The organism is Pseudomonas sp. AN-B15, from assembly GCF_019056475.1.
GTDB lineage: Bacteria > Pseudomonadota > Gammaproteobacteria > Pseudomonadales > Pseudomonadaceae > Aquipseudomonas > Aquipseudomonas parakoreensis.
Map to the genome: position 1 here is coordinate 3,257,840 of NZ_CP049737.1, position 25,230 is coordinate 3,283,069.

Annotated in this window: 20 protein-coding genes and 1 pseudogene; 4 read left to right on the forward strand and 17 right to left on the reverse strand. The window is 61.2% G+C overall.

The features are described 5' to 3' along the window. Positions 1-142 precede the first annotated feature (142 nt). Entirely contained in the window at positions 143-2,098 is a 1,956-nt protein-coding gene (locus GTQ41_RS14630; protein WP_047294789.1) for an acetoacetate--CoA ligase, read from the forward strand. Positions 2,099-2,208: 110 nt separating this feature from the next. On the opposite strand, the gene GTQ41_RS14635 is transcribed toward GTQ41_RS14630, so the two are convergent. Then, the gene (locus tag GTQ41_RS14635) at positions 2,209-3,321 is read right to left on the reverse strand and encodes a PilT/PilU family type 4a pilus ATPase (RefSeq protein ID WP_047294791.1); all 1,113 of its coding nucleotides are present in this window, start codon (positions 3,319-3,321) and stop codon (positions 2,209-2,211) included. Positions 3,322-3,454: 133 nt separating this feature from the next. On the opposite strand from GTQ41_RS14635, the gene GTQ41_RS14640 reads away from it, so the two are divergent. Both GTQ41_RS14640 and GTQ41_RS14645 read left to right on the forward strand, forming a co-directional pair. Then, positions 3,455-6,004, forward strand: a complete 2,550-nt coding sequence (locus GTQ41_RS14640) for a PAS domain-containing sensor histidine kinase (RefSeq protein WP_047294793.1) — start codon at positions 3,455-3,457, stop codon at positions 6,002-6,004. Positions 6,005-6,043: 39 nt separating this feature from the next. Then, positions 6,044-6,319 (forward strand): peptidylprolyl isomerase, encoded by a 276-nt coding sequence (locus GTQ41_RS14645; protein ID WP_003225447.1) that lies wholly within the window; start codon positions 6,044-6,046, stop codon positions 6,317-6,319. Between the two features lie 115 nt (positions 6,320-6,434). Here the strand turns inward: GTQ41_RS14645 and GTQ41_RS14650 are convergent, their stop codons facing one another. The 10 genes and pseudogenes from GTQ41_RS14650 to GTQ41_RS14695 all read right to left on the reverse strand — a co-directional run bounded on the left by GTQ41_RS14650 (position 6,435) and on the right by GTQ41_RS14695 (position 13,914). Further along, a complete protein-coding gene (locus GTQ41_RS14650) occupies positions 6,435-7,367 on the reverse strand; it encodes a sugar kinase (RefSeq protein ID WP_047294795.1) in 933 nt (310 codons plus the stop codon). Positions 7,368-7,506: 139 nt separating this feature from the next. After that, positions 7,507-8,721: an amino acid deaminase gene (locus tag GTQ41_RS14655; RefSeq protein WP_047294797.1), complete on the reverse strand. Its 1,215-nt coding sequence runs from the start codon at positions 8,719-8,721 to the stop codon at positions 7,507-7,509. Between the two features lie 43 nt (positions 8,722-8,764). After that, the gene (locus GTQ41_RS14660; RefSeq protein WP_047294799.1) at positions 8,765-9,529 is read right to left on the reverse strand and encodes an IclR family transcriptional regulator; all 765 of its coding nucleotides are present in this window, start codon (positions 9,527-9,529) and stop codon (positions 8,765-8,767) included. A gap of 130 nt (positions 9,530-9,659) precedes the next feature. Beyond that, positions 9,660-10,049, reverse strand: coding sequence for a RidA family protein (locus tag GTQ41_RS14665; protein ID WP_007912330.1), 390 nt, complete (start codon positions 10,047-10,049; stop codon positions 9,660-9,662). Between the two features lie 29 nt (positions 10,050-10,078). After that, the gene (locus tag GTQ41_RS14670) at positions 10,079-10,876 is read right to left on the reverse strand and encodes an amino acid ABC transporter ATP-binding protein (RefSeq protein ID WP_041064592.1); all 798 of its coding nucleotides are present in this window, start codon (positions 10,874-10,876) and stop codon (positions 10,079-10,081) included. Continuing rightward, the gene (locus tag GTQ41_RS14675) at positions 10,873-11,535 is read right to left on the reverse strand and encodes an amino acid ABC transporter permease (RefSeq protein WP_041064595.1); all 663 of its coding nucleotides are present in this window, start codon (positions 11,533-11,535) and stop codon (positions 10,873-10,875) included. Before GTQ41_RS14675 ends, GTQ41_RS14670 begins: the two co-directional genes overlap by 4 nt. A 9-nt stretch (positions 11,536-11,544) precedes the next feature. After that, positions 11,545-12,207 (reverse strand): amino acid ABC transporter permease, encoded by a 663-nt coding sequence (locus GTQ41_RS14680; RefSeq protein WP_003225455.1) that lies wholly within the window; start codon positions 12,205-12,207, stop codon positions 11,545-11,547. Positions 12,208-12,258: 51 nt separating this feature from the next. Beyond that, entirely contained in the window at positions 12,259-13,107 is an 849-nt protein-coding gene (locus tag GTQ41_RS14685; protein ID WP_047294802.1) for a transporter substrate-binding domain-containing protein, read from the reverse strand. 288 nt (positions 13,108-13,395) lie between these two features. After that, a pseudogene (locus tag GTQ41_RS14690) lies at positions 13,396-13,676 on the reverse strand (type II toxin-antitoxin system RelE/ParE family toxin). Further along, a complete protein-coding gene (locus GTQ41_RS14695; RefSeq protein WP_047294804.1) occupies positions 13,666-13,914 on the reverse strand; it encodes a type II toxin-antitoxin system Phd/YefM family antitoxin in 249 nt (82 codons plus the stop codon). Before GTQ41_RS14695 ends, GTQ41_RS14690 begins: the two are co-directional and overlap by 11 nt. A 271-nt stretch (positions 13,915-14,185) precedes the next feature. Here GTQ41_RS14695 and GTQ41_RS14700 point away from each other — a divergent pair, with 271 nt between their 5' ends. Continuing rightward, positions 14,186-14,614 carry a co-chaperone YbbN gene (locus GTQ41_RS14700; protein WP_047294805.1) on the forward strand — a complete coding sequence of 143 codons (429 nt, stop codon included), beginning with the start codon at positions 14,186-14,188 and terminating at the stop codon, positions 14,612-14,614. A 166-nt stretch (positions 14,615-14,780) separates the two neighbouring features. On the opposite strand, the gene GTQ41_RS14705 is transcribed toward GTQ41_RS14700, so the two are convergent. The 6 genes from GTQ41_RS14705 to cobW form a co-directional block, all read right to left on the reverse strand. Next, a complete protein-coding gene (locus GTQ41_RS14705) occupies positions 14,781-16,340 on the reverse strand; it encodes a TerC family protein (RefSeq protein WP_047294806.1) in 1,560 nt (519 codons plus the stop codon). Between the two features lie 380 nt (positions 16,341-16,720). After that, a complete protein-coding gene (locus GTQ41_RS14710; protein WP_047294807.1) occupies positions 16,721-18,367 on the reverse strand; it encodes a phospholipase D-like domain-containing protein in 1,647 nt (548 codons plus the stop codon). Between the two features lie 157 nt (positions 18,368-18,524). Beyond that, positions 18,525-19,256 carry a VWA domain-containing protein gene (locus GTQ41_RS14715; protein WP_230679385.1) on the reverse strand — a complete coding sequence of 244 codons (732 nt, stop codon included), beginning with the start codon at positions 19,254-19,256 and terminating at the stop codon, positions 18,525-18,527. Beyond that, positions 19,184-20,182, reverse strand: coding sequence for an ATP-binding protein (locus GTQ41_RS14720; protein ID WP_047294808.1), 999 nt, complete (start codon positions 20,180-20,182; stop codon positions 19,184-19,186). Before GTQ41_RS14720 ends, GTQ41_RS14715 begins: the two co-directional genes overlap by 73 nt. Before the next feature lie 103 nt (positions 20,183-20,285). Continuing rightward, positions 20,286-24,134 carry a cobaltochelatase subunit CobN gene (cobN, locus tag GTQ41_RS14725; protein ID WP_047294809.1) on the reverse strand — a complete coding sequence of 1,283 codons (3,849 nt, stop codon included), beginning with the start codon at positions 24,132-24,134 and terminating at the stop codon, positions 20,286-20,288. A gap of 3 nt (positions 24,135-24,137) precedes the next feature. Then, on the reverse strand, positions 24,138-25,208 hold the full coding sequence (gene cobW, locus GTQ41_RS14730) for a cobalamin biosynthesis protein CobW (RefSeq protein ID WP_047294811.1): 1,071 nt from the start codon (positions 25,206-25,208) through the stop codon (positions 24,138-24,140). Positions 25,209-25,230 lie beyond the last annotated feature (22 nt).

The following is a 25,230-nucleotide window of genomic DNA, read 5'->3' on the forward strand; positions in this document are numbered from 1 at the left end:
GAGCTTGCTCCCGCTGGGTGGCGAAGCCGCCCGCGGCAATTTACGACTGCTGCGCAGCCGATCGGGAGCAAGCTCCCTCGCCACAGAATTAAGTGCTGCACGCTGACCTGTGTGCTTGAACAATAAAACAAGAGGCAAACCAATGTCCGACCTCCTCTGGCAACCCGATGCCGAGCGTATCGCCCAATCGCGCATGGATCAGTTCCGCCGCGATATCAATCAGCGTCATGGTCTGGCGCTGAGCAGCTACACCGATCTGCACCGCTGGAGCGTGGATCAGCGCGAAGCGTTCTGGCAGGCGATCGTCGATTTCTTCGATATCCGCTTTCACACCCGACCCGACGCCGTCCTGCGTGAAGGCGCGCAAATGCCCAGTGCCGAATGGTTCCCCGGCGCGACCCTGAACTTTGCCGAACACTTGCTGCGCCGTCGTGACGATGCAGTTGCGGTGATCGCCGTGGCGGAAAACGGTCAGCGCGAACAACTGACCTGGGCCGAACTCGCCGAGCACGTCGCCGGTTTTCAGGCCAGCCTGCAAGCCGCCGGTGTCAGCCTCGGCGACCGAGTGGCCGCGTGCATGCCCAACACCTGGCAGACCCTGGTGGCGATGCTCGCGACCACCAGCCTCGGGGCGATCTGGTCGTGCTCGTCGCCGGACTTCGGCACCCACGGCGTGATCGACCGCTTCGGCCAGATCGAACCCAAAGTGTTGATCACTTGCGCCGGCTACCGTTACGCCGGCAAAGACATTGATCAAACCACCAAGGTCAACGAAATCCTCGCGCAACTGCCATCGCTGCAGCAGTTGATCATCGTGCCCTACGCTCGCGCGCAGACCCGTGCCGAGGATTTCCACACCCGTGCCAACGTGACGTTGTGGAACGACTTCTACCAACCCGGCGGCGAACCGCGGTTTGTCCCGGTGCCGTTCAATCACCCGCTGTACGTGCTGTATTCCAGCGGCACCACCGGCGTACCGAAATGCATCGTGCACAGCACCGGCGGCGTGCTGTTGCAGCATGCCAAGGAGCATGGCCTGCACGTCGATCTCGGCCCCGGTGACCGATTGTTCTACTACACCACTTGCGGCTGGATGATGTGGAACTGGCTGGTCTCGGCTCTCGCGGTCGGCAGCGCGGTAGTGTTGTATGACGGCTCGCCGTTTCACCCCGGCCATGAGCGACTGCTGGATCTGATCGACGACGAGCGCATCAGCGTGTTCGGCACCAGCCCCAAGTTTCTCGCGACACTGGAAAGCAGTGGTTTGAAGCCTGTGCAAAGCCATGATCTGAGTAGCCTGAAGACCTTGCTCTGCACGGGCTCCGCGCTGTCGCCGCAGAGCTATGACTTCGTCTACCGCGACTTCAAGCGCGACGTGTGCCTGGCGTCGATGTCCGGCGGCACCGATGTGGTCTCGTGCTTCGTCAACGGCAACCCGCTGTCGCCCGTGCGCCGCGGCGAAATCATGGGCAAGAGCCTGGGCATGGCGGTTGAAGTGTGGAACGACGCCGGCGTTGCAGTGGTCGGCGAAAAAGGTGAACTGGTCTGCACCCGGCACTTCCCGGCCATGCCCGTCGGTCTGTGGCACGACCCTGACGGCGAAAAGCTGCGCAAATCCTATTTCAGCCTGTTCCCCGGCGTCTGGGCCCAAGGCGATTACGCCGAACAATTGACCCACGGCGGGATGCTGATCCACGGTCGCTCCGACGCCGTGCTCAACCCCGGCGGCGTGCGCATCGGTACGGCGGAAATTTATCGTCAGGTCGAGAAAGTCCCGCAGGTGCTGGACAGCGTGGCGATCGGGCAGCAATGGCAGGACGATGTGCGCGTGGTGCTGTTTGTGCGTGTGCAGGAGGGCGTGACGCTCGATGACAACCTGCAACTACAGATCCGCCAGGTGATCCGCGCCAATACCACACCGCGTCATGTGCCGGCGAAGATCGTCGCGGTGACCGATATTCCGCGCACCATCAGTGGCAAAGTGGTCGAACTTGCGGTGCGCAATGTGGTGCATGGCGAACCGGTGAAGAACACTGATGCGCTGGCCAATCCTGAAGCGCTGGAGCAGTTTCGCAATCGCCCGGAGCTGTCGGACTAAACGTTCCTCCTGTGGGAGCGAGCTTGCTCGCGAATGCCACCCGGCAGTCGATAGTAATGTGACTGATACACCGCTTTCGCGAGCAAGCTCGTTCCCACAGGGGTGAGGTGTTAATCCATCAAGCCCCAGTCGCCTGATGTGGTGGGCGCGGGCGCCGGGCCCGCTTCGGCATGCAGTTTCAAACGCAGGCGCAGATTGTTTTGTGAATCGGCATGCTTAAGCGCTTCGTCCTCATTGATCACGCCCTCCACCACCAGCGCATACAGCGCCGCGTCGAAGGTCTGCATGCCGACCTCGCCGGACTTCTCCATGATGCCTTTGAGTTCGCCCAATTCGTTGCGGCGGATCAAGTCGGCAATGGTCGGCGTGCCGAGCATCACTTCGACCGCGGCGCGGCGCTGACCGTCCAATGTGCGCACCAGCCGTTGCGAGACGAACGCCTTGAGATTGTTGCCCAGCGCGTGCAGCAACTGCGGGCGGCGCTCTTCGGGGAACAGATTGACGATGCGGTCCAGCGCCTGATTGGCGTTGTGCGCATGCAGCGTCGATAGCACCAGGTGCCCGGTGTCGGCAAATGTCAGCGCATGCTCCATGGTTTCGCGGTCACGGATTTCACCGATCAGCACCACGTCCGGGGCCTGGCGCAGGGTGTTTTTCAGCGCCGCATGGAAACTGCGGGTATCGACGCCGACTTCGCGTTGATTGATGATCGAGCGCTTGTGTCGATGGATATACTCCACCGGGTCTTCAATGGTGATGATGTGCCCGCTGCTGTGGCGATTGCGATGGTCGATCAGTGCGGCCAGCGAGGTCGACTTGCCGGAGTCGGTGGCGCCCACGAACAGGATCAGCCCTTGTTTGAGCATCACTGTATCCATCAGCACCGGCGGCAGTTTGAGGTCTTCGAAGCGCGGGATATCGAGTTTGACGTTGCGGATCACGATTGACACATCGTTGCGTTGCTTGAAGATGTTCAGGCGAAAACGTCCGACACCGGTGCGGGAAATCGCCAGGTTCATTTCCAGTTCCCGATCGAACTCACGCCGCTGCTCGGCGTCCATCAGGGAGTTGGCGATGGCCTCGACCTCACCGGGTTTGAATGGCTGCTCGCTGAACGGCGTCAGCACGCCATCGATACGCGCACTGGGTGGCGCTCCCGTGGACAGAAACAGATCCGAGCCGTGCTGGCTCGACAGACGGAGCAACAGTGCATCGATTTCCATGGCAATAAGCACCCGCGAAGCATTCAATGAACAGAAATGACCCGCTGTCGTGACGTAACGGGTCATACAGCGTCTACCGCAAGTGCAAGAATAGTAGATGCCAACGCACTGACCGACGCTCAGGATAGATGTGATGAACGCAGCACCCACCCCCGATGACGCTCAAGCCCTGATCGCCCGTATCGACTGGGCCCGCACTCCGCTGGGCGCCGCCGGCACTTGGCCGCAAAGCCTGCGCACCGCGGTGGATATAGTGATTCACTCGCCGATGCCAATGCTGCTGTTGTGGGGGCCGCAGCTCACGCAGATCTACAACAATGGCTTCGCGATGCTCGCCGGCAGCAAGCATCCGCACGCTTTCGGACAGCCGGCGCACCTGATATGGCCAGAACTTCAGGACTTTACCGACCCGATTTATCGAGCCGTCCTACAAGGCCAGGTGCGCACCTACAGCGAACGGCGATTTACCCTGCAACGCGAAGGAAAGGAGTCCGACTTCTGGCTGGACCTGACTTACAGCCCCATCCGCGATGAAGATGCGCAAGTGGCCGGAATTCTGGTCACGGCCATCGAAACCAATGAGCGCCGGCGTATCGCCCTTGAACTGCAACGTCGTTCCGAAGAAAGCCTCAAGGCCCAGCGCGACACCGAGGAACGCCTGCAACTGGCGCTGGCCGCTACCGATGCCGTCGGCACCTGGGACTGGGACATCGGTGAAGACCGCTTCATCGCCGATGCCCATTTCGCCCAACTGCACGGCATTGATCCGGCGCTGGCCAGTCAACTGCCGATCAGCGATTACCTGCAAGGGGTGCACCCCGAAGACCGCGCGTTGATCGCCCGCAGCATCAAGCATTGCATTACCCACGGTACCGAATACGCCGAGGAATACAGGCTGCTCAAAGCCGACGGCGAACTGCGCTGGGTGTTTGCCCGTGGCCGCTGTTACAAGGACCACCACGGGCGACCCGTGCGTTTCCTCGGCGCCGCGCTGGACCTGACCGAGCGCAAACACACCGAGCAGGCGCTGCGTCAGAGCCAGACCGAATTGCAGCTGATCATCAACGCGATGCCGATCCTCATCAGTTACGTCGACCACGAAGAGCGCTTCCGCTTGAACAACGCCGCGTATCTGGACTGGTACGGCCTCACGCCTCAGGAATTGTATGGCCGCACCATTCGCGAAGTGATCGGCGAAGAAGCCTATTTCCTGCGCGCGCCGTACATCGCCGAGGCGCTGGCCGGGCGTCCCTGCTCGTTCAGCCTGTACACCCCGCACCGTGACGGCAGCAGCCGTCATGCGCTGATGAATTACCTGCCGCGCCACGGCGCCGATGGCTCAGTCAACGGTTTCTATATTTTCGTGATCGACGAGAGTGAACGGAAAAAGACCGAAGAGGCACTGCGCAACCTCAATGAAACCCTTGAGGAACGAGTCAGCGCCCGTACCGAACAACTGGCCCAGGCCAATCAGCGCCTGCAGAACGAGATGTTCGAACGCGAGCGCGCCGAAGATGCGTTGCGCCATGCGCAGAAAATGGAAGCGGTCGGCCAGCTCACCGGCGGTATCGCCCACGACTTCAACAACATGCTCACCGGGATCATCGGCAGCCTCGACCTGATGCAGCGTTACATCGCCGACGGCCGCGCCGAGGAAATCGGCCGTTTCACCGAAGCGGCGGTGTCGTCGGCCAACCGTGCAGCCGCCCTGACCCATCGCCTGCTGGCGTTCTCCCGTCGGCAGTCGCTGGATCGCAAGACCCTCAACGTCAACGAACTGATTCATTCGCTGGAAGATTTGATCCGCCGCACCAAGGGTGACCCGATCGAACTCACGCTGCGCCTGGCCGACGATGTGTGGCCGATCAGCACCGACGTCAGCCAACTGGAAAACGCCCTGCTCAACCTGGTGATCAATGCCCGCGACGCCATGCCCGACGGCGGCGAACTGCTGATCGAAACCGCCAACGTCTACCTCGACGGCAACGACATCACCACCCTCGAACCGGTCAAGGCCGGCGAGTACCTGATGCTGGCGGTCAGCGACAACGGCACCGGCATGACGCCATCAGTGCGCGCCAAGGCCTTCGATCCGTTCTTCACCACCAAACCGATTGGTCAGGGTACGGGTCTCGGGCTGTCGATGATTTATGGCTTCGCCCAGCAATCGGGTGGCCATGTCAGCCTCGACAGTTTGCCGAATCAGGGCACCTGTGTGCGCCTGTACTTGCCGCGCCTGAACCTGCTGGAGCCCGAACGGCCAGTCGTGGAAACCCTCAGTGCAGCGCCGACGGCCACTTGCGGGGAAACCGTGGTCGTGGTCGAAGATGACCCGGCGGTGCGCATGCTGGTGCTCGACCTGCTCAAGGAGCTGGGTTACCTCGCCCACGAAGCGGCCGATGCCAGCGCCGCCCTGCCGCTGCTGGAATCGGAGTTGCGTGTGGACTTGCTGGTGACCGACGTTGGTCTGCCGGGGATGAACGGCCGGCAACTGGCGGAAATCGCCCGCCAGCATCGCCCGGGACTGAAGGTGCTGTTCATGACCGGTTATGCGCAGAAAGCCGCCGAGCGTCAGGGTTTTCTCGAGGACGGCATGGACATGGTGGCCAAGCCGTTTTCGATTGAAGTGCTGGCGAACAAGATCCGCGAGATGATCAACCAAACGCCGTCACTTGAGGCATAATCCCGCGCCCCGCCGTCACCCCGTTACAGGTATCGCACGATGAAAGCCCAAGCCCGCCACATTCTGGTGAAAACCGCCGAAGAGGCCGAACAGCTCAAACAACGCATTGCCAAGGGCGAAGCGTTTGATGTGCTGGCGAAGAAATACTCGACCTGCCCGTCCGGCAAGCGCGGCGGCGATCTGGGTGAAGTGCGGCCGGGCCAGATGGTCGGCGCGATTGATGCGGTGATTTTCAAGAAACCGTTGCGCACAGTGCACGGACCGATCAAGAGCAAGTTTGGCTATCACCTGGTGCAGGTGTTTTTCCGCGATTGAGTGCTTGGCCTCAGGGCCTCTTCGCGAGCAAGCTCGCTCCCACAGTTTGGAATGCGTACCCTGTGGGAGCGGGCTTGCCCGCGAACCGATTGCGCAGCAATCGGCCATTCGCCGATTATCTGGGGATCAGGGCTCCCGGCACCTGAATCACCCTACTCGCCAGCCAATGCCCAGCCTGCGCCGCTTCCACCGGACTGCCACCCAGCAAACGCCTGGCCAGATACGCCGCACTGAACGAATCCCCCGCCGCCGTAGTATCCACGACCTTCTCGACCTGCTGCGCCGGCACTTCGAACGCCTCGCCATCACAACGAATCAGGCACGCCTCGGCGCCACGTTTGAGCACCACTTCCGGCGTGCCGATCTGCGCGTACGCCTCAAACACCGTGTCGCAATCGGCAAAGTGGAACAGCGCCTGCTCGTCATCGACGGTCAGCAATGCCAGATCGACATGCGGCAACACACTGCGATAGGCCGCCCGCGCCTCTTCCTGTGACGCCCACAAACGTGGCCGATAGTTGTTATCGAAGACGATCCGCGCATCGCGCTGCCGGGCTTCGATGAGGGTCTGGATCAAACGCTCACGGCCATTGGCGCCAAGCACAGCGAGGGTGATGCCGCTGAAATACAGCACGTCGTAATCCGGCAGCGCTGCAAGAATCGGCTCCGCCGCCGGAGTGGTAAAGCAATCGCGCACCGCCGCCTCATTGCGCCAGTAGAGGAAACGTCGCTCGCCGTTGGCGTCGGTCTGAATGCAGTACAGGCCCGGCAAACGACCGGGCAGACGCTGCACGAGATCAAGGCCAATGCCTTCATCGGCCCAGCTCTGGCACATGGCGTCGCTGAAGCTGTCATCGCCCAGCGCAGTGACGTAATCGACCTGGGCGCTGTCGCCGAGGGCGCGGGACAGATACACCGCCGTGTTCAAGGTATCGCCGCCGAAGCTTTGCTGCAGGCTGCCGTCGGCGCGGTGCTGGAGTTCGATCATGCATTCGCCGATCAGGGCGATGCGCGGGGTGTTCGGGCCCAGGGGGCTGAGGGTGGTCATCGGGTGGCGTCTCTGCTGATTCGGTGGTGTTTGATCTGGCCTCTTCGCTGGCAAGCCAGCTCCCACACAATCTTCACAACTCATGAGATTCCTGTGGGAGCTGGCTTGCCAGCGAATCGCCGCAACGCGGTCTCAAGCCTTAGAAACAAGTCTCCATGTTCTCGACCACCGCCAACTGCTCATCCACCAACAACCCCACCCGCCACTTGTCGAAGGTCAGACACGGGTGCGAGGTGCCGAAGGAAATGATATCGCCGACCCGCAACTCAACCCCCGGCGCCACACTCATGAACGCATGCTGGTCCATCACCGCCGTCACCTTGCACGTGCCGACATCGTCGCCGACCGCCGGCACAACGCCGGCCTTGTAGCGCAGCAACGGCACCGGCAAACCGGCATCGAATGCCACGTCGCGCTTGCCGAGGGCGATCACCGCAAAACCCGGCTCCGGCAGCGATTGCACGTGGGCCCAGACTTCCAGCGCCGGACGCAGGCCTTCGTGCAGATCACTGCGACGATCCAGCACGCAGCATTGCGCATCCTTGTAGATGCCATGGTCATGGGCGACATAACTGCCCGGGCGCAGCACGCTGAGGAAGCGTCCGCTCGCATTCTGCGTCTCAAACGACTCGGCGATCAGGTCGTACCACGCCGAACCCGAGGCAGTGATGATCGGCTTGGCAATGGCAAACGCGCCGCTGTCCTGCAACTGCACCGCCAGCCGCACCAGCGACGCAGCAAATTCGCGAATGCCGCTGACCGCGTGATCACCGTGGATCACCCCTTCGTAACCTTCGATGCCGGTCAGGGCCAGCGCCGGTTGCGCGTTGATCGCCTGGGCCAGTGCGATGACTTCCTGCTCGCTGCGGCAACCGCAACGGCCACCGACCACGCCGTACTCGATCATCACGTTCAACTTCACGCCGCGCGAAGCGAAGTAGGCGCCCAGATCGGCGACGTTGTCCGGGTGATCGACCATGCAGTAGAAATCGAAATCCGGGTCTGCCAGCAGATCGGCAATCAGCGCCATGTTCGGCGTGCCGACCAGTTGGTTGGCCATCAACACCCGCCGTACGCCGTGGGCATACGCCGCGCGGGTCTGCGTGGCGCTGGCGAGGGTGATGCCCCACGCGCCGGCGTCGAGCTGACGCTGGAACAGCGCCGGGGTCATGCTGGTTTTGCCGTGGGGCGCGAGTTCGGCGCCGCTGTCGCTGACGAACGTCTGCATCCAGCGAATGTTGTGCTCCAGCGCCTCGCGGTGCAGCACCAGCGCCGGCAGGCTGACGTCACGCACAAGGTGCGCGCCAATGGCAGCGGCGCCCTTTTCCACAGCGGTATTGATGGCAGTCGTCATGGTCAAACTCCTCGCATTCAGTCGCGGTCGCAGGCCGCCGCGGTTATTCGTTGATACGCCGGGCGAGGCTGTTGGCGCTCTCGATCAGCACCCGGCGATAGTCGTCGTAATTGTTTTTCGCATCGGCCCGTGGGGCGACGATGCACAGGGTGCAGATGGCCACGCCACTGGGGTCTTTGACCGGCGCAGCGAAGCAATGGGTGAAGGTGTCGGCCACGCTGTCGAAGGAGAAGAAACCGTCGATCCCGGCCTGCCGAATTTCCGCCAGAAAGCGCTCCAGCGGCAGTCGTTCGCCGTCGGGCAGGATGTAGTCGTCTTCGTCGATCAGGTCGATGATCTGCTGGTCGCTCAAATGCGCCAGCAGCAGGCGTCCGGATGCAGTCCACGGGATCGGCGCGTTTTCGCCGATGTCGGACGAAATGCGGAAATGCCGCTCGCCCTCCTTCATCAACGCCACCGTGTATTTGCGCCCGTTGAGCAGGCACATCTGCGCGGTTTCCCGGGTCTGGCTGACGATGTCCTGCAAGGCATGATCGGCCTCGCGACTGAGGTCGAAATGGCGCAGGTGCGCCTGCCCGAGGAAGTACAACTGACGACCGAGATAGACGTGCCCGTCCTTGCCCACCGGCTCCAGAATCCGTCGCTCCAGCAACGACGCCACCAGTTCGTAGACCGTGGATTTCGGGCTGCCGATACCGTTGGCGATGTCATTCGGACGCAGCGGCTGGCCGATCTCCTTGAGGAAATCGAGGATATCGAACGCCCGGTCCAGACCACGGGCCCGGCGTTTGATGGTGTCTTCGGTCATGTCAGTACTCACTCAAAATGCCTCTGTAGGAGCTGCCGCAGGCTGCGATCTTTTGATCTTGCCTTCGTGGCGCATCCAAAATTGCCAAAAGATCGCAGCCTTCGGCAGCTCCTACAAGAGCCGACGACAATCAGGCCTTTTTCTTGTACGCGATGCAATCGATCTCGACCTTGCAATCGACCATCATGCTCGCCTGCACACAGGCCCGCGCCGGGGCATGTTCAGGCTTGAAGTACTCGCCGAAAACCTTGTTGAAACTGCTGAAATCCCGGGGATCGTCCAGCCACACCCCGGCCCGCACCACATCCTCCAGGCCATAACCGGCCTCTTCGAGAATCGCGATCAGGTTCTTCATGGTCTGGTGGGTCTGCTCGACGATGCCGCCAACGATGATCTCGCCATCCACCGCCGGCACCTGGCCGGACACGTGCAGCCAGCCGTCCGCTTCAACGGCGCGTGCGAAAGGACGTGGCTGACCGCCAGCGGCCGTGCTGCCGGTGCCGTATCGAGTAATGCTCATGGGTAGTTCTCCTGATTACAAAGCAAAAATTAGAACCGCGTGCTCTTGAGAAACTCAGCCAGACGCGGCGATTGCGGGCGTTCGAACAGCTCCTTGGGAGGCCCCTGCTCTTCGATCCGCCCCTGATTCATGAAAACAATCTTGTCGGAGACCTCGAAGGCGAAACGCATTTCGTGGGTCACCAGCAGCATGGTCATGCCGTCTTCGGCCAGTCCCTTGATCACGTTCAACACTTCACCGACCAGCTCCGGATCGAGGGCCGAGGTGACTTCGTCGAACAGCATCAGGCTCGGGTTCATCGCAATCGCCCGGGCAATCGCCACGCGCTGTTGCTGACCGCCGGACAACTGCCCGGGAAAGTGATTGCGCCGCTCCAGCAGGCCGACTCGCTCCAGCCATTTCTCGGCCAGCGCGACGGCTTGGTCCTTGTGCATTTTTTTCACCTTGAGCAGACCGAGGGTGACGTTCTGCAAGGCTGTCAGATGCGGGAACAGATTGAATTGCTGGAAGGCCATGCCGGTCATGGCGCGATGGCGGGCAATGACTTTTTCCGCGTGGCGCACACGTTTACCGCCGACCTCGTCATAGCCGATGGACTCGCCGTCGAGCAGGATCTGCCCGCCCTGGAACTCTTCGAGCATGTTCACGCAGCGCAGCAAGGTGGTCTTGCCCGAACCGCTGGAGCCGATCAGCGTCACGACGTTGCCACGCTGCATGCTCAGATCGACGCCCTTGAGCACTTCGACTGCGCCGTACTGTTTGTGCAGGCCACGGATATCCAGCAGTGGCTGGCCATTTGAAACGTTGGAAACTTGAGCTTGAGTCATGGCAGGGCCACCCGCTTTTCAATGTGCCGGCCGAGTAATTCGATGCCGTAGTTGATGACGAAGAACAGAAAACCGGCGAACAGGTAGAACTCCAGAGTCATGAAGGTCCGGGCGATGATCTGTTGGGTGCTGAGCAGCAGTTCGGCGACGCCGATCACCGAGAGCAAGGTCGACGCCTTGACGATTTCGGTGGACGAGTTGACCCAGGTCGGCAGGATCTGCCGCAGCGCTTGTGGCAGCAACACATAACCGAGGGACTGATAGAACGTCAGGCCAATCGCCTTGCTCGCTTCCATCTGCCCACGCGGCAAGGCCTGCAAGGCACCGCGCACGATCTCGGCAACGTGCGAGCCGCAAAATAGCGTGAGACCCAGCGCACCGGCCTGAAACGCGCTGATCTGCCAACCGAGCGCCGGCGCCATGTAGAAGCAGGCCAGCACCAACACAAACACCGGCGTACCGCGAATCAGGTCAACGTAAAAACGAAACGGCGCGCGCATCCAGAACTTGCCGTAAGTCAGCACCAGACCGGCGACGACGCCGAGCAGCGTGCCGAACAGAATCGCCAGCGCGGACACCTGCACACTGGTCAGAAATCCTTGCAACAAGGTCTCGCGAGCGACCCACAACTCATGCAACCAACTGGGAGATTCGTACATCGCAGCCTCCTATCGGCGGATTGCCAGACGCTGCTCCAGGTAACGCAGCAGCATGGCAATGAGGTAACAGGCCGCGACATACAACGCCGTGGTCACCAGCCAGGTTTCAATCACCCGGTAGCTTTCGACGTTGATCTTGCGCGCGTAGTAGGTCAGCTCCGGCACTGCAATCGCGGCGGCCAGCGAGGTGTCCTTGAACAGCGAAATGAAGTTGTTCGACAGCGCCGGCAACACGTTGCGCAGCATGACCGGCACGGTCACGTAGGCCTTGACCTGCCATTCACCGAGTCCGATCGCCAGCCCCGCTTCACGCTGGCCTTTGGGGATGCTCAGCAAGCCGCCACGGAACACCTCGGTCAGATAGGCACCGGCATACAGCGACAACGTGATGATGAACGACGGGATCTTGTCCAGACGGATCCCCAGGCTCGGCAAGGCGAAGTAGATCAACAGAATCAACACCAGGATCGGCGTATTCCGCACCACCGTGACGTACACCGAGGCCAGCACCCGCAAGGCGCGATGCTTCGAGAGCAAGGCAAACGCCATCAGCAGGCCGATCACGCAGCCGATGGCAATCGACACCAACGCCAGTTCAAGTCCCAGACCGAGCCCCGCCAGCAAGGTGTCGAAATCGCGCCACACGGCAGCAAAGTTCAACTGATAGTTCATGGTCAGCAGTACCTTGAGCGGGGCGATTTGTATCGCCCCACTCTCACGGGATCATTTGAATTCGACAGGGAAACCGATCGCCGGCGACGGCAGATCGACACCGAACCATTGCTTGAAGGATGCCGCGTAAGTCGGGAACTCAACGCCGGTCATGGCTTCATGCAGCGTGGTGTTGACGAAGTTCAGCCAGTCCTGATCGCCGCGCTTGACTGCGCAGGCGTAGGTCTGCGGACTCCAGGCATAAGTCGGGCTGCGGTAGCGGCCAGGGTTCTGCACCATCAGGTATTTGACCGACGACTGATCGGTAGCCGCGGCATCGGCACGGCCGGAGTTCACCGCCTGATACATCAGATCAACGCTGTCGTACTGATCGACCTTGGCCTTGGGCAGCGCCTGGTGCACCAGTTCTTCGGCGTAGACGTTTTGCAGCACGGCCACCGTAACGCTGTCACCGGCAGCCTGCAGGTCTTCGATTTCCTTGTACTTGCTGTTGGCCGGCAGCAGCAGGCCGACGCCTTCGCGGTAGTACGGCAAAGTGAACGCCACTTGCTGCGCACGGCTGGCGGTGACGGTGATGAACTGGCAGCTCATGTCGACCTTGTCGGTCAGCAGGTTGGGAATCCGCGCATCGGACGACTGCACGACGAACTCGACCTTGTTCGGGTCATTGAACAAACCCTTGGCCACCATCCTGGCGATGTCGATATCAAAGCCCTGCAACTTGCCGTCCGCACCCTGAAAGTGCCACGGCGCATTGGTGCTGCCGGTGCCGACAATCAGCTTGCCCCGGGCCAGAACACTGTCGAGTTTGCTGTCGGCTGCCTGGGCCATGCCCATGACAGCGGACGAAGCCGCAAGAACAAAAACACACGCTTTGAACAACGAAGGACGGCGATGCATGGCAAGCACTCCAGGATGATGTTTATTCCGCTATACCGGAATACGGTTTGTTACTACGGAATAGACAGCAGAAAGTGTGCCACAGGATTCAAAGGGAATCTGCGCTGAGTTGAAATGTTTTTGGAATCAACAGGATGCGGGAAATGCGAGGAATGGTGTTACATGAAGGTACTGATGGGCTGCGCTACTTTAGGCTACAAATCGCGAGTAGTTGGTTCCCAGATGGGAGCATCGACGACTATTTCGGTGCAAATGTGTTTGGCGTTTGAACGCGCCCTCTCTCCTTATCTATTGGCTAGCGGCTTTGTCGTAAACCTCTCCCCGCTCTCTTCTCCCTACCGCAATCACGGTAACAACCAAAACCTCGTTCTTTACGCGATAGACCAGCCTGTACCCAGCACTGCGAAGCTTGATTTTGTAAGCGTTTCCCAACCCTCGAAGTCGATCGGCAGGAACGTGAGGGTTGACCAGACGTGTAGCGAGCTTTCTTTTGAACTGATCTGTAATGCTGAATCAAGCTTTTTCCATTCTCTCCACGCTTTCTCGGAAAACTCCAGCTCATAGGTCATCTATAGAGAGCTTAATGGTTGGGTCGTTTTCTCGCTCCTTGCATAGTGCGATCAGTTCCAGGTCCTCAAGACGATTCATCATCGCCTCATACTCCTTCGCGGGCACACAATAAAACGCCGGCGCATTTCGATTGAGGATTGCAACAGACTGGCCGCCACCGGCGGCCACGGTACCCATGGGATTTCTTTTCAATTCAGAAATACTCGCAACGATATTGGAAAGAACTACGTGAGTCATGATGGTGCTCCCTGGAGTGCTGTTAATGGTGCTAGCACTCCAAGACGGCTTCGACGGCTATCGCTTATTCCCACCGTCTCTTTTATTGAGTGAAAAAAGGTATCACGTCCCGACAATCCACATTTCCGGGTTTCGTGTCAGGACGGTCCGCCATAAAAGTGGGAAAAATCTCGCGAATCCACAGGCCACCTGTAATTTCTGACAGTAGACCGGTTCTGCACCCTCCTTTAACGTCATTGAATCTTCGAGGTCGATGAAAAAGGAGTTTTCAATGAGTTCTGCCAATACCATTTCCAATCTGGCTCCGGTCTACCGCAAAGCCCTGAAAACCTGGCGCCCGGTGATCCTGTACTTCGCCAATGAACACTGTCCTGCCTGCGAATGGGCCGGGCCGGTGTTTCGAGAAATTGCCGAGCCATATCGGCTGCGAGCGAATATCTACATGCTCAATACCCGTGAGTCGCCGCGCCATCCGTTGGTCACCGGCACGCCGACGGTGCTGTTCTACAAGAACGGCAAGTTGCTGAAGAAGCTCAAGGGCATCGACACAGAGGAAACACTGGCGGCGGACTTTGCCCGGCATATTGGCAGGACTAGGGCACCGGTGGTGCAGCAGAAACCACGACATGACCTGCCGTGGTTGCGCCGCACATTGAGCAGGCTCTGCACAATCACGCGTGCGCATCGGCGGGTGATTTGAGGCAGTGCATTTGCCGTAATCGTTACGGCGTCTGACACATCGCTTTCGCGGGCAAGCCCGCTCCCACAGGGGTCAACGTTGTTCACACATTCCGTGTACGACGCGTGCACTGTGGGAGCGGGCTTGCCCGCGAAGGGGCCGGCACCGTCAGCGCAAGGCTGCTGCCTTACGCAGAATCGCGCACCAGCAACACCTGCGTCACCCGTCGTTCCTCAACGGCTTTGACGGTCATCTGCCAGCCTTCGTACTGCAGGCGATCGCCGATCATCGGCAGGCGATCCAGCAGACTCATCACCAGCCCGGCCAACGTCTGATAATCCTCGGTTGGCTGCGCACCAAATCCGGTACGTTCACGCACACGCGTCAGATTCAGAGCGCCGTTGACCATGAATCCGCCCTGTTCTTCGATCACGTCCGGGCCTTCGATTTCGCTGGCATCGGGCAGTTCGCCGGCAATCGATTCGAGGATGTCGGTCATGGTCAGCACGCCGACGAAGTCGCCGAACTCATTGACCACAAAAGCAATGTGGGTCGACGCTGCGCGCATCTGCTCCAGCGCATTGAGGATCGAATAGCTGTCGAGCAGGTTGATGGTCTTGCGTGCGAGATGTTCCAGGTTCGGCTCAATGCCGCTCAGGTACTCCTTGAGCAATTCCTTCTTGTGCACGAAGCCCAACGGTTCATCCACGGCACCGTTGCGGATCAGCGGCAGACGCGAATAGGACGAGTGCATCAGTTTTGTCCGGATCGTTTCGGCGTCGTCGGCCAGATCGATGGTGTCAACGTCGGCGCGCACGGTCATCAGGTTGCGAATCGGGCGTTCGGCCAGTTGCAGCACGCCACTGATCATCACCCGCTCACGCCGGTCGAACAGTTCTGCACTCCGGGCTTCGCCGTCATCCAGCAGATCGGAGATTTCCTCGCCGACCTCCTCCACTTCCAGCTTGCGTCCGCCCAGCAAGCGCATCACCGCGTGTGCCGTGCGCTCACGTAGCGGGCGCAGGCCTTGCATCGAACGTTTGCGTCGGGCCCGGGCGATCTGGTTGAACACCTCGATCAGGATCGAGAAGCCGATGGCCGCGTACAGATAGCCTTTCGGGATGTGGAAGCCCAGGCCTTCGGCCGTCAGGGCGAAACCGATCATCATCAGGAAGCCCAGACACAGCATGATCACCGTCGGGTGCGCATTGACGAAGCGGGTCAGCGGCTTGCTGGCCACAATCATCAGGCCGATGGAAATGATCACCGCGATCATCATCACCGCCAACTCGTCGACCATGCCGACGGCGGTGATTACCGCGTCCAGCGAGAACACCGCATCGAGCACCACGATCTGCGCCACGATCGGCCAGAACAGCGCGTAAGCGGCGTTGGTCGAGCGCTGGCCGACGTGGCCTTCAAGCCGTTCGTGCAGCTCCATCGTCGCCTTGAACAGCAGGAACACACCACCAAACAGCATGATCAGGTCACGGCCGGAGAAGCTCTTGCCGAACACTTCGAACAACGGCTGCGTGAGGGTCACCAGCCAGGAAATGCTCGCCAACAGGCCCAGACGCATGATCAGTGCCAGCGACAGGCCGATGATCCGCGCACGATCACGCTGATGCGGCGGCAGTTTGTCCGCCAGAATCGCGATGAACACCAGGTTGTCGATACCCAGCACCAGTTCCAGCACGATCAGAGTCAACAAGCCTAACCAGGCCGTGGGATCCGCTAACCATTCCATAAAATGTCTCGATCTCTCTTCAGTAAATTCAGGCTGCCGGGCACGGCAAAGTGCAACGCGAAGGCTCTGAGGCTGCGTTGTCAACGATAGTCGGGAGGCGGAAAACCGGATGCTGCGAGTGCGTCAAGACCGCGCCATGGCGCGAGGAGAAGGTACGACTGGGAGGCTCCAAGAGGGTGTTCATGCAAATCCTGAATGAAAAATGGCCTTGGAGCGTACAGGCTCCGACGACAATTCCTACAGAGCGAAATCATTTCAAAATCTGTATCAACTGACCACTGCCCCCCTGTAGGAGCTGCCGCAGGCTGCGATCTTTTGATCTTGACCTTAAAAAACAAATTCAAAAGATCGCAGCCTGCGGCAGCTCCTACAGGGGTCTGTCATCGTCCGGCAAAGCGCAACCGCGACAACTGGCGCAAATCCCCCTCCACGTAGTAATCGTTGGTCCAGCTGTCATCCACCGCCAACGGACTCACCTGCTTCAGCTCGAGTTTTTTCGCGAAATAGCGGAAGCGGTAATGCTCATAAAACCGCAGCAATTCCAGACCGTAACGATCAGCCAGATCGGTGTCGCCGCGAATGATCAGGAAGTTCTCGTCATTGCCGTGACTGGCCGAAGTGCTGAGGTTGTGGCTGCCGCTGATAATCGTCGGCCTGTCGCTGGTGAAGTCGACGATCACCGCTTTGGTGTGCACCAACAGGTTGCCCTTCTGACCTTTCATGTTTTCTTTCAGCCAGCCTTCCAGCCCGGTGTTGAGCAAGGCGGTGGCGGCGAATTCGGCGCTGCGGTCGGCATGAAACCCGGTGATGCGGCTCGCGGTGTTTTGCAGGCCGTAACGCAGGATGTCGTCATGGGGCTTGCCAAGCAACGCATTGAGGATCGCGTCCGGCAAGGTGAATGCCGTGACAAACAGCACGTCCTTGCTGGCGGCCTCGATGATCTCGACAAACTCACGCAAATCGCCGCCACCGCTGCGTGGCGAGAACCCGGCGAACAGCGGCTGCGTCGGATCCATCGGGTTGTGCTCGGTGATCCAGTTGCGCGTCGCAGCGACGTCGGCGGGGTTGGCCCAGACCTCTTCGAACGTTTGCAAATAGCGCGTGGCAATGGTCACGTCATCAAGCGTATGCACCACATTGGCCTGGCGATACACGCCATTGGCGGTGAAATTGGTGCTGCCGCACAGCACCGCCTGCGGTTGACGCTGACCGACGCCATCGACCCGGCTGAGGACGATGAATTTGTCGTGGAAAATGTTGTGAGTGACCCGGCCACGCTTGTTCGCCGCTGGTAATTGGGCAAGGTTCGCTTCATTCAGGGTCGTATCGGGATCATCAGGCTGGGCGTGGTACAGCACGCGCACTTGCACCCCTCGCGCGAATGCCGCGTTCACGGCATCAATGATCGCCTGCAACTGATACTCGTAGATCGCAATGTCCAACGCCCACTGCGCGTCCACAGCCTGCTCGATGAAGCTCAGCAATCGCTCCAGCAGTCCGTTCTCCAGCCACAGGCGCGCCGCGTCGGGCCAGGCTTCGATGGGCAGATTCTTGTTGGCGCTGATCTGTGCGTCGAGGTCGGGAAATTTGCGCTGAAACGCCTGACTGGCAGCCACGGCGCGATTGAAGATCACGCTCTGATTGGCCGGGTGGCCGTCGTCACTGGTGATGCTCAGCGCGAGCGATTCGCCCAGTAGCGGCGCGTCCGCCGTGCCGTAGGCCAGGTGCACGCGATAGTGCAGGGTCGTGCCCGGGTTGACGGCGTAATCGGCCCAGCGGAATTTCTGCAGCGGTGCCTTATCGCTGGGCGTGGCGTGATATTGCGGGAACGTGTGAACCTTGCCGGGAAACGTCAGGCTGTTGAACAGGAACAACCACGGTTTGTCGCCCTGCTGCTTTTCGATGGCAAACCCGAGCAAGCCATTACGGCGGGGTTCGGCCAGATCCATGGCGAGCAGCACGCCGTTGGTGCCGGCGTAGGCTTTGACGCGAAAATCGTCCTGAGGATTGGCGACCAGTACCCGCATGATTCACTCCTTGTGATTGGGCTGGGTGGAGCATAGAGCAGCGCTGCAGTTTTTTGGTGATCCCGCATGATTCGAGGCGATGCCTTCGCGAGCAGGCTCGCTCCCACAGAGCAAGCGGTGTTCACCAACCTTGCTCGCGAAGAGGCCCGCTCAGACTTCACACATCATCGATATGCCGATATTCCGCATTCAGCACCGCCGCCAATTCCCGCGCCCGCGCCAGACGGATCGGCCCCCGCTCGATGTCGATCAGCAACCCCGGACACCCCAGCGGCAGCAGCGGCGGCAAGGTTTTCAAACGTCCGTCCGTGACCAGCAACAAGCGCTGCTGCTCGGCCGGAAAGCGCTTTTGTCGCTGCATCAGCCATTGCTGCGCCTGCGTCAACGCCGCCACCAATGGCGTGCCGCCGCCCGCGCCCAGTGTCTCCAGCCAGGTGCGCAAGCCACTTGAAGCCTTCAATCCTTGCACCTGCCATTGCGGCGCGCTGCCACTGGCGGTCAGCAAGGCCAGTCGCGCCCTTTGTCGATACGCATCATCAAACAATTGCGCGAGCAACCCCTTGGCATCGCTCAGCGCCTGATGCCGTCGCGTCGAAGCCGACGCATCGACGATCACCAGCCATAACTCATGGGGAGCACGCGTACGCAGCTGGAACTGCAAGTCCTCACGGGTTTGCGGCCGACCGTTTAGCAGCGTCCCTGGCCAGTTCACCAGACCGCTGCGCGCAGCGTGGCGCTTGCCCTGGCGTCCGTAGTCGAGTCGTCCGGCGCGGGGACTGGCATTCGCCCCCGCGTCGGATCGGGGACGAATGCCGGTTACTTTTTTGGCCAGCTCGGCACTTCGCGGCGTGCGCCAGTCGCCAGCGCCGGAGCAGGCATGTCGCCCCACTGCCCCTGCCCATCGCTTGGTTCGGCCTGGGTGCTGGTCTGGTTCTGCGCAGATGGTTGAGGGCTGGGCGAAGTGGACCCACGACGGCGATGGCGCAGGGCAAATTCCGCCACCGCATCGATGTCTTGCTCGGCAATGGCTTCGGCACCGCGCCATGCCGCGTGGGCTCGGGCCGCACGCAGCCAGACCAGATCGGCCCGCAAGCCATCGACGCCGGCGGCAAAGCAGCGCTCGGTGATGCTTGCCAAAGCCTCGTCATCCAGCGCAATGCGCGCCAAGGCGATGCGCGCCTGTTCGCAGCGTTCGCGCAGCGCTTGCTGCTCGGCTTCCCACTGCGCACAGAACGCCTGCGGGTCGCTGTCGAAATCCAGTCGGCGACGGATGATCTGCCCGCGTTCGGTCGGCGCGGTGTGGCCGCTGAGGGCGACGTTCAGGCCAAAACGGTCCAGCAGCTGCGGGCGCAATTCGCCCTCTTCCGGGTTCATTGTGCCGATCAACACAAACCGTGCCGAATGCCGATGAGAGAGGCCATCACGCTCGACCAGATTGGTGCCGCTGGCCGCCACATCCAGCAGCAGATCCACAAGATGATCGGGCAACAGATTCACTTCATCGACGTACAGCACACCGCCGTCGACCTTGGCCAGCACGCCGGGAGAAAACTGCGCACGACCTTCACTCAGCGCGGCATCCAGATCGAGGGTGCCGACCAGACGTTCTTCGGTGGCGCCCAGTGGCAAGGTGACGAACTGACCGCTGGCCAGCAGATCGGCGAGGCCACGGGCCAGAGTCGATTTAGCCATTCCGCGTGGGCCTTCGATCAGCACGCCACCGATTTTCGGGTCGATGGCGGTGAGGTACAGCGCGAGTTTCAAGTCATCAGCGCCGACCACGGCGGAGAGCGGGAAATGCGGGATGTCGGTCATCTTCAATACTCGGTCATGGTCGGTGATCTTTCGAAAATCGCTGGGAGCCACGTTGATCCCTGGGGGAGCGAGCCTGCTCGCGCCCACAGGGGATTGCGGTGCATCAGGTGTCTTCTTCTATATCCAGCAGCAGGTTTTCCAGTGCTTCTTTATACAAGCCGGGTTCCTGCCACATCCCGCGTTGCTGCGCTTCCAGCATGCGTTCGGTCATGTCGCGCAGGGCATGCGGATTGTGTTCACGAACAAAATCCCGGGTCGTCGGGTCGAGCAAATAGGCGTCGGCCAGCAACGCATATTGATGATCGTCGATCAGTTGCGTGGTGGCGTCGAAGGCGAACAGGTTATCGACTGTCGCCGCCAGTTCAAACGCGCCTTTATAGCCGTGACGTTTGACCCCGTCGATCCACTTCGGATTGGCCGCCCGCGAGCGGATCACCCGATTGAGTTCTTCTTTCAGGGTGCGGATTCTCGGCAGATCCGGCTGGCTGTGATCGCCGTGATAACTCGCCGCCGCTTCCCCGCGCAGGGTTTCCACCGCCGCGAGCATGCCGCCCTGAAACTGGTAATAGTCGTTGGAATCGAGCAAGTCGTGCTCGCGATTGTCCTGATTCTGCAACACCGCCTGCACCTGGCTCAGGCGCTGGACGAACTGTTCGCGGGCGGCGGTGCCCTCATCCGCCCCGCCATAGGCGTAGGCGCCCCAGTTAAGGTAGACCTCGGCCAGATCCTCGCGACTCTGCCACAGGCGACCGTCGATGGCGCCCTGCACGCCTGCGCCATAGGCACCGGGTTTGGCGCCGAAGATCCGCCAGCCGGCCTGACGCCGCGCCGCGTCGGCATCCAGCCCCGATTGCAACAGCGCCTCGCGCTCGGCACGCACCTTCGCCGCCAGCGGGTTGAGGTCATCCGGTTCGTCCAGCGCTGCCACCGCTTGCACGGCGGCGTCGAACAGACGAATCAAATTGGCAAAAGCATCGCGGAAAAAACCCGAGACCCGCAGCGTGACGTCGACCCGTGGCCGGTCGAGCAGGCTCAGCGGCAGAATCTCGAAATCATCGACGCGCTGACTGCCGGTGGCCCACACCGGGCGCACGCCCATCAGCGCCATGGCCTGGGCGATGTCATCACCGCCGGTGCGCATGGTCGCAGTGCCCCACACCGACAGGCCGAGCTGACGCAGGTGATCGCCGTGATCCTGCAAATGCCGCTCGAGAATCAACGTCGCGGACTGGAAGCCGATGCGCCACGCGGTGGTGGTCGGCAGGTTGCGCACGTCCACCGAGTAGAAGTTGCGCCCGGTGGGCAGCACGTCGAGACGGCCACGGCTGGGCGCGCCACTTGGGCCGGCGGGGACGAAGCGGCCGTTGAGGGCGTCGAGGAGACCGCGCATTTCGGCGGGGCCGCAGGCGTCGAGGCGTGGGGCGATGACTTCGCGCAGGTTTTCAATGATCGCCCTCACTTCAGCCCAACACGCCCCTTGTGGGAGCGAGCTTGCTCGCGAAAGCGTCGTGTCAGTCGACATTGATGTACCTGACCCACCGCTTTCGCGAGCAAGCTCGCTCCCACAGGGGATTTGTAGTGCTTGGGCGATCAGGTGGGCGGCGAACAGTTCGAGGCGTTCGCGGGTATCGCCGGCGCTGCGCCAGACTTCGTCGCTGACGCTTTGCAGCTCCGCTGGGCGCGGGCCGTTCCATGGATCGGCAAGGGCGCAATCCAGCGGATCAAAGCTCAATTCAAACGCCTTGGCCAACGCCCGCAGCAGACTCGACTGTGCGCCTTTGCCGTCGCCACGCGGAATGCGCAACAAGGCCAGCAAGGTATCGATACGCAAACGTCCGGTCGGCGATTCGCCAAAGATGTGCAGGCCATCGCGAATCTGCGATTCCTTCAGATCACACAGGTAGGTGTCCAGCCGCGGCAGCCAGATCGCGGCGTCGGCATCACTGTCCAGGCCCGCGTCGAGTTGCAGTTCGCGGTCGATCTGCGTCTCGCGCACCAGTTGCAGAATGTCGCGTTGCAGCTCTCGCGCACGACGCGGATCGAGCAGTTGCGCCTCGTAATATTCGTCGGCCAACAGTTCCAGATTGCGCAACGGGCCGTAGGTTTCGGCGCGGGTCAGCGGCGGCATCAGGTGGTCGATGATCACCGCTTGCGTGCGCCGTTTGGCCTGGGCGCCCTCGCCCGGGTCGTTGACGATAAACGGATAGATGTTCGGCAGCGGCCCGAGCAGCGCGTCCGGCCAGCAATTCTGCGAAAGCCCCACGCCCTTGCCCGGCAGCCATTCGAGGTTGCCGTGCTTGCCGACGTGAATCACCGCGTGCGCACCGTAGGTGTTGCGCAGCCAGAAATAGAACGCCAGATAGCCGTGCGGCGGCACCAGATCCGGGTCGTGATACACCGCACTCGGATCGACCTGATAACCGCGCGCCGGCTGAATGCCGACGAAGGTCAGGCCGAAGCGCAGACCGGCGATCATCATTCGCCCGTCGCGGCACATCGGGTCGTTTTGCGGCGTGCCCCAGCGTTCCAGCACTGCCGCGCGATTGGCCTCGGGCAGCGCATTGAACATCGCCAGGTAGGCGTCCATCGCCAGACTTTGCTGACACGGGCGCAGGTCGATGCTGTCGAGGTCGTTGCTGACCCCGCCGAGTAATTGCTGGATCAACGCGGTGCCGCTGTCCGGCAACTCAGCGGTCAACGGAAAGCCTTCGGCCTGCAACGCGCGCAGGATATTCAACGCCGCCGCTGGCGTGTCGAGGCCGACGCCATTGCCGATGCGACCGTCGCGGGTCGGGTAGTTGGCGAGAATCAGTGCGATGCGTTTTTCAGCGTTCTGCAGCCGCGCCAGATCGCTCCAGCGCCGGGCCAGTTCAGCGACGAAATCCATGCGCTCGGGTTGCGCCCGGTAGCAGACCACGTCGGACTGACTGCGCTCGCTGCGCCAGGCCAGATCCTTGAAGCTGATCGGCCGGCTGATGATGCGCCCGTCGAGTTCCGGCAAGGCAATGTGCATCGCCAGATCTCGTGGTCCCAGACCCTGCTCGCTGTCGCGCCAGCCCGGCTCGTTGTCCTGGGCACAGATCGCCTGAATCACCGGAATATTGCGCCGGAACGGCCGCAGGTGCGGCGCTTCCGGGCTGGATTGCGCGAAGCCGGTGGTGTTGAGGATCACCGCAGCTTCGACCTCATCCAGCCAGTCCTCGACCACTGACAGACAGCCGGGTTCTTTCAGGCTGGCGACGGCGATCGGCAACGGATTGAGCCCCGTCGCCTGCAAGCGCTGGCAGAACACATCGATGAACGCGGTGTTCGCCGCTTGCAAATGCGAGCGATAAAACAACACCGCCGTCACGGGTTGACCGGGCAGCCAATCGGCTTGCCAGTCGCTCAGTGCGGCGGTGTTTTTCTGTGGGTGGTAAATCGCCGTACGCGGCAGCGCTTGCGGCTCGCCCCAGGCGTAATCCCGCGCCAGCCAGCGGCTGGCCAGACAATGGAAGAAGCCCAGCGCATTGCCCATCCCGCCCTGACGCAAAAACTGCCAGAGACGGTCGCGATCTTCGGCGGGTACGGTGCTCAGGTCACTGAGTTCCGGGTCCGGACGGTCATCCCCCGGTACCAGAATCACCTGCACGCCGCGCTCGGACAATTCCACCAGACGCTCGACGCCATAACGCCAGTAGGCGATGCCGCCATGCAGCGAAATCAGGATGACCTTGGCGTGCCGCAGCACCTCATCGACATACAGATCGACCGAAGCGTGATTCTGCACCTGCATCGGATTGGCCAGGCGCAGGCTCGGGTAATCCTCGGGCAGTTGCTGCGCCGCTTCGGCGAGCAGCGCCAGGCTGGAGTCGCCGCTGCACAGGATCACCAGCTCGGCGGGGGTTTGTCCAAGGTCGGCAATGTTGTCATCCGACACGAAACCGCCGGGCTGGGTCCTGAGCAGGTGCATGGCTTAAACGCTGAGCGCGGCGCGCAGTTGCGCTTCGAGTTGCGCAGCGTCGAGTTCCTGACCGATCAACACCAGACGAGTGACGCGCGCTTCGTCAGCGCCCCACTGGCGGTCGAAGTGCTTGTCGAAACGCGTGCCCACGCCTTGAATCAACAGGCGCATCGGCTTGTTCGGAATCGCCGCGAAGCCCTTCACACGCAGGATGCCGTGCTGCACAACCAGTTGCGTCAGCGCGTCGAGCAGCAGGCTTTCGTCGGCTTGCGGCAGTTCGATGGAGATCGAATCGAAGGCGTCGTGATCGTGGTCATCGTGGTCGTCATCACCGTCGTGGTGGTGATCGTGATGGCTGTGACGGCTGTCGATGTGTTCTTCGGATCCGGCACCGAGACCAATCAACACGTCCAGCGGCAGGCGACCGTTGCTGGCTTCGATGATTTTTACTGCTGGCGGCAGTTCTTCAGCGACTTCAGCGCGCACGCGAGCGAGGTCTTCCTGGCTGGTCTGGTCGGCCTTGTTGAGGATCACCAGATCGGCGCTGGCCAGTTGGTCGGCGAACAGTTCGTGCAGCGGCGACTCGTGATCCAGGTTCGGATCGAGTTTGCGCTGGGCATCAACCTGATCCGGGAACGCAGCAAAGGTCCCGGCGGCCACGGCCGGGCTGTCGACCACGGTGATCACCGCGTCCACGGTGCAGGCGCTGCGGATTTCCGGCCACTGGAAAGCCTGAACCAAGGGTTTTGGCAGGGCCAGACCGGACGTCTCGATCAGAATGTGATCGAGATCACCGCGACGGGCGACCAGTTCGCGCATCACCGGGAAGAACTCTTCCTGCACCGTGCAGCACAGGCAGCCGTTGGCCAGTTCGTAGACACGGCCGGTGGCTTCTTCTTCGGTGCAGCCGATGGTGCATTGCTTGAGGATCTCACCGTCGATACCCAGCTCGCCGAACTCGTTGACGATCACCGCGATACGGCGGCCCTGAGCGTTGTCGAGCATATGGCGCAGCAAGGTGGTTTTGCCCGAGCCGAGGAAACCGGTGACGATGGTGACGGGGAGTTTGGCCAGTGTTTTCATCGGATGCCCTTTGGCAAGGTGG

What these genes read in the sequence shown, in the direction of transcription:
- GTQ41_RS14680 (WP_003225455.1), bottom strand. Translation starts at nt 12,207, where the DNA reads ATGAACTATCAGTTGAACTTTGCTGCCGTGTGGCGCGATTTCGACACC.
- GTQ41_RS14640 (WP_047294793.1), top strand. Translation starts at nt 3,455, where the DNA reads ATGAACGCAGCACCCACCCCCGATGACGCTCAAGCCCTGATCGCCCGT.
- GTQ41_RS14710 (WP_047294807.1), bottom strand. Translation starts at nt 18,367, where the DNA reads ATGCGGGTACTGGTCGCCAATCCTCAGGACGATTTTCGCGTCAAAGCC.
- GTQ41_RS14645 (WP_003225447.1), top strand. Translation starts at nt 6,044, where the DNA reads ATGAAAGCCCAAGCCCGCCACATTCTGGTGAAAACCGCCGAAGAGGCC.
- GTQ41_RS14650 (WP_047294795.1), bottom strand. Translation starts at nt 7,367, where the DNA reads ATGACCACCCTCAGCCCCCTGGGCCCGAACACCCCGCGCATCGCCCTG.
- GTQ41_RS14665 (WP_007912330.1), bottom strand. Translation starts at nt 10,049, where the DNA reads ATGAGCATTACTCGATACGGCACCGGCAGCACGGCCGCTGGCGGTCAG.
- GTQ41_RS14685 (WP_047294802.1), bottom strand. Translation starts at nt 13,107, where the DNA reads ATGCATCGCCGTCCTTCGTTGTTCAAAGCGTGTGTTTTTGTTCTTGCG.
- GTQ41_RS14705 (WP_047294806.1), bottom strand. Translation starts at nt 16,340, where the DNA reads ATGGAATGGTTAGCGGATCCCACGGCCTGGTTAGGCTTGTTGACTCTG.
- GTQ41_RS14655 (WP_047294797.1), bottom strand. Translation starts at nt 8,721, where the DNA reads ATGACGACTGCCATCAATACCGCTGTGGAAAAGGGCGCCGCTGCCATT.
- GTQ41_RS14635 (WP_047294791.1), bottom strand. Translation starts at nt 3,321, where the DNA reads ATGGAAATCGATGCACTGTTGCTCCGTCTGTCGAGCCAGCACGGCTCG.
- GTQ41_RS14695 (WP_047294804.1), bottom strand. Translation starts at nt 13,914, where the DNA reads ATGACTCACGTAGTTCTTTCCAATATCGTTGCGAGTATTTCTGAATTG.
- GTQ41_RS14670 (WP_041064592.1), bottom strand. Translation starts at nt 10,876, where the DNA reads ATGACTCAAGCTCAAGTTTCCAACGTTTCAAATGGCCAGCCACTGCTG.
- GTQ41_RS14630 (WP_047294789.1), top strand. Translation starts at nt 143, where the DNA reads ATGTCCGACCTCCTCTGGCAACCCGATGCCGAGCGTATCGCCCAATCG.
- cobW (WP_047294811.1), bottom strand. Translation starts at nt 25,208, where the DNA reads ATGAAAACACTGGCCAAACTCCCCGTCACCATCGTCACCGGTTTCCTC.
- cobN (WP_047294809.1), bottom strand. Translation starts at nt 24,134, where the DNA reads ATGCACCTGCTCAGGACCCAGCCCGGCGGTTTCGTGTCGGATGACAAC.
- GTQ41_RS14660 (WP_047294799.1), bottom strand. Translation starts at nt 9,529, where the DNA reads ATGACCGAAGACACCATCAAACGCCGGGCCCGTGGTCTGGACCGGGCG.
- GTQ41_RS14675 (WP_041064595.1), bottom strand. Translation starts at nt 11,535, where the DNA reads ATGTACGAATCTCCCAGTTGGTTGCATGAGTTGTGGGTCGCTCGCGAG.
- GTQ41_RS14720 (WP_047294808.1), bottom strand. Translation starts at nt 20,182, where the DNA reads ATGACCGACATCCCGCATTTCCCGCTCTCCGCCGTGGTCGGCGCTGAT.
- GTQ41_RS14700 (WP_047294805.1), top strand. Translation starts at nt 14,186, where the DNA reads ATGAGTTCTGCCAATACCATTTCCAATCTGGCTCCGGTCTACCGCAAA.